Here is a 1799-nt window from a genome sequence, read left to right as displayed (position 1 = left end):
GGCCGGTGCTGGGCGGCGGGGCCTATCTGGTCGGCGAGCGCGGGCCGGAGGTGTTTCGACCGGCGGGCGCGGGCAGCATAGAGCCGATGGGCGGCGGGGCCGGGGTGACGGTTAATGTCAGCGTGGACGGCGGGGCGCAGGGCTTGCTGCGGTCCGAGGCGCAGATCGCGCGGATGCTGGCGCGGGCGACGGCCCTGGGCGCGCGAAGGATGTAGCGGCGCGGAGCGATAGTCTCAAACTCGCGTGGCTCAAGCAGCGAGGCGTCGTGCGCCGAGCGATAGCCACCAAGAGCTTGGCTCAAGCAGCGAAGCGCCGCGCGGTTCGCGATAGCCTCAAAAAGCGTGGCTCAAGCAGAGAGGCGCCGTGCGCTGAGCGATAGCCAACAAGAAAAAAGGGCGCTCCGAGGAGCGCCCCTTTGGTCGATTATTCGCCCTTGGGATTGGGGCCGAACTTGTTGTCGCCGCGCTGGCTGTCGGTGATGCCGATCCAGAGCAGGAAGGCGAGGCCGACCAGACCCATGACGGCGAAGCCGCCCATCATCGAGCCGAGCATGGACAGGGCGACCGTGGGGTCTTCGCTCTCGAAGGCCTGGGGGTTGGTGAAGATCGCCATGCCGACGGCGCTGATGATCATGATGAAGCCGATGATGGTGGCGACCCAGGGAATGACGACGAACCACCCGGTCTTGCCCATGTCGTGCAGGCGCTTCACCGAGATGGCGAGGTTCGGCCAGATCAGGACAAGGCCGATCAAGCCGCCGATGATCGGAATCCAGCCGGTGACGACGCTGACGCCGAGCAGGATCAACCAGCTGATCCAGAAATGCTGGCGGCGAAGCCGACCGTTGAACGAGAGCATGGCGCTGGCGAAGTCGTAGCCGCCGCCGGTGTCGCGGGCGGTGTAGGCCGAGCTGGCGGCCTGGCCGAAGGCGGCGGCGGGCGAGCCGGCCAGGACCATGATCTGGGTCGCTTCGAGGCCTTCGGGCACGAAGTCGACGCGGGCGCCGGTGGCGATGACGCCGCCCGCCTGGATGGCGGAAAGGGCGAAGCCGTAGCGGATGCTGTCGTCGCCGCTGATCAGGCCGGTGCCCGACACATCGTCGTAGCTGAGAATTTCACCGCGCACTCGGAAGTCTCCATGTCTGAACGGCCCCCGGCCGCTTTGGCGCGAGCATGGCTGAGCGCCGGTTTTCAGACAAGCCGAAGCGTGACCTTGGGGCAGGATTTCTGCGAACAAATCGCAGCTTGTCCCGAAATGGCGCAGTTCAACACACAAGCGAGGATGCATGGCCTTTCATGAGGTGCGTCTGCCGGCGCGGCTGGCGTTCGGATCGACCGGCGGGGTGGAGCGGCGGACGGAGATCACGACCCTGGGGTCCGGGTTCGAGCGGCGCTCGACGCCCTGGGCCGAGGGGCGACGGCGCTATCTGATCGGGGCGGGGTTGCGGTCGCTGGACGACATGGCGGCGCTGACGGCCTTTTTCGAGGCGCGGCGCGGACGCCTGTACGGGTTCCGGTTCCGGGACTTCGCCGACTTCAAGAGCTGTGCGCCGGGCGAGGTCGTGGCGGCGACGGACCAGAGGATCGGCGTCGGCGACGGGGTGCGGCGGACGTTTGGGCTGTGCAAGGCCTACGGCGACCATAAGCGGCGGATTGCGAAGCCGGTCGAGGGCTCGGTGCGGGCGGCGGTCGGGGGCGTCGAGACGGGGGGCTTTGTCGTCGATCACGCGACGGGGGAGGTGACGCTGGCGACGGCGCCGGTCGTGGGGGCTGAGGTGACGGCGGGGTTCGTCTTTGATG

General features: G+C 68.0%; 2 protein-coding genes and 1 pseudogene. 2 read left to right on the top strand and 1 reads right to left on the bottom strand.

The window, feature by feature from the left end; translation table 11 throughout:
* Positions 1 to 215, top strand: a pseudogene (locus tag HX774_RS18335) (phage tail tape measure protein); the annotation flags it as partial.
* Between the two features lie 208 nt (positions 216 to 423).
* On the opposite strand, the gene HX774_RS18330 reads toward HX774_RS18335, so the two are convergent.
* On the bottom strand, positions 424 to 1125 hold the full coding sequence (locus HX774_RS18330; RefSeq protein WP_178828879.1) for a DUF805 domain-containing protein: 702 nt from the start codon (positions 1123 to 1125) through the stop codon (positions 424 to 426).
* Between the two features lie 160 nt (positions 1126 to 1285).
* Here HX774_RS18330 and HX774_RS18325 point away from each other — a divergent pair.
* On the top strand, positions 1286 to 1799 hold a 514-nt coding region (locus HX774_RS18325; RefSeq protein WP_178828878.1), incomplete at its 3' end, for a DUF2460 domain-containing protein.

This window comes from Brevundimonas sp. P7753 (genome assembly GCF_013386595.1).
GTDB classification, from domain to species: Bacteria; Pseudomonadota; Alphaproteobacteria; order Caulobacterales; family Caulobacteraceae; genus Brevundimonas; species Brevundimonas bullata.
This window is presented reverse-complemented; position numbering and strand designations above follow the sequence as displayed.